The 1,554-nt window shown below is 69.3% G+C and carries 1 protein-coding gene and 1 pseudogene; one reads left to right on the top strand and one right to left on the bottom strand.

The window, feature by feature from the left end:
• A pseudogene (locus DJ019_RS20595) lies at nt 1–186 on the bottom strand (ABC transporter permease); the annotation flags it as partial.
• A gap of 160 nt (nt 187–346) precedes the next feature.
• Here DJ019_RS20595 and DJ019_RS20590 point away from each other — a divergent pair.
• On the top strand, nt 347–1,150 hold the full coding sequence (locus DJ019_RS20590; RefSeq protein WP_111278746.1) for a PEPxxWA-CTERM sorting domain-containing protein: 804 nt from the start codon (nt 347–349) through the stop codon (nt 1,148–1,150).
• Nucleotides 1,151–1,554 lie beyond the last annotated feature (404 nt).

Raw genomic sequence — 1,554 nt, 5'->3', positions numbered from 1 at the left:
CTGCCGAATCTGCTGTCGCTGGAAAGTGGAAACTAGGGCCACCCCCTCGCTGCGGACGCCGGGTGAGGAAAGAATGCGGGCCCGGCGCGTGTCCGGCTCCAGGCTGACGTGGGCGCTGTTGGACGTCACCTCGTCGGTGAGACGCACCGCGAGCCCCTCCACCAGGGCGGTGATGAACACGAACACCCTAGGGTCCTCCCAGCGGCAAGGGCGCTACGCCGCTTACGCGCGGATTCCTGATGTTCGCCCTACGGCCTCAACCGGCGCCCCCAATCGGGGGATGCGCCGCCGGCTGCGGCCGCCTAGACTCTCCGTCCTGGTAAAGTGCAGCGGTTGGGGCGTGGTGATGCGAACGTTTGGGATCCTCCTCTGCGGGGTGCTTGGCTCCTTGGCGGTGGGAGCGGCGACGGCTGCGAGCGCCGGCGTGCTCGTCGCCTCGGGCGACGAATGGACGTTGAGCGACTACGCCTACGGCGCGACCTACCAGACCGGGACGACGGCCTTTGTCCAGGACTTGGCCACGACCTTCGGCGGTTCGAATTACCTGCTGCTGACCGGCAACGGCAATGTGTCGAACGGCCAGCTGACACAGCTCACCGCACAGCTCACGGCGCTGGGCAAAACAGTGCAGACCTCGGCGACGTTCAGCCTCGGCATCGCAAGCGGTTACGACGCCGTGTTCCACTTCGGGCAAGGGTTCAGCGGCGCCCAGTTCGCCGACCTCGACGCCTATGTGTCGGGCGGCGGCGACGCCTATGTGTCGCTGGGATCGGGGTGGTATGGGACCGCGGCCGCGGAAGCCGCCGCCTGGAACCCCTTCTTCGCCGACTACGGCCTCGTGGCGGGGTCCAGCTGGTTCACCGCTGCCGGGTTCGTCGACGCCACGGTGACGCAAGGACCGGTGGGGGCGACCAACCTGATCTGGGGCTACGGCCAGTCCATCGAGCGCCTGCCGGCCGGCAACGGCGTGTCCTACGTGCGGGGCAGCTTCGCAGGCGGGCCGCAGGACATCGGCCTAGTCGGCTCCAGCCAGCGCCTGGGCGTCGCCGGTGTTCCCGAGCCCGGGACGTGGGCGATGATGATCATGGGCTTCGGCGCGGCCGGCGCCATGATGCGCCGTCGCCGCCATGGGGCCGTCCTGCCGGCCTGAGCTGTGCCTCCGCCGCCCGTCATAAATGGACGTCGAGGTTTCGTGTAGGCGGCCAATCGGCCGGCCATCCGCAGGAAGGGTGATTGGCCCCTCGTGGCCGGCCATCGTCCGCGCACGAAGCGGACATATCGGAAGGCGCGAAGCGCGCGGCATCCACTTTACGACCCGATGCCGCTGGTCCTCCGGGCCGGCGGCCTTATCGCGTCGAGGCCTGCCAACGTCATCCTACTGCTCGCTGACGGCGAGGCCCGGGGCCAGCCTCGACGCGACGGCCGCACCGCTCGTCGTCGCGCCTGAGCTCTCCGACGACGCCGAGCTCTCCTCGTACCCATCCGGTGAGCACCGCGGGCGCGCGGGTCAGGCTTTCGGGATTTTGTTGATGCGGGCCGCGGCGGAGTTGCGGC

It is taken from the genome of Phenylobacterium kunshanense (genome assembly GCF_003254525.1).
GTDB classification, from domain to species: domain Bacteria; phylum Pseudomonadota; class Alphaproteobacteria; order Caulobacterales; family Caulobacteraceae; genus Phenylobacterium; species Phenylobacterium kunshanense.
Note: the sequence above shows the minus strand (reverse complement) of the source record. Positions and strands in the feature narration are given on the sequence as shown.

What these genes read in the sequence shown, in the direction of transcription:
- DJ019_RS20590 (WP_111278746.1), top strand. Translation starts at nt 347, where the DNA reads ATGCGAACGTTTGGGATCCTCCTCTGCGGGGTGCTTGGCTCCTTGGCG.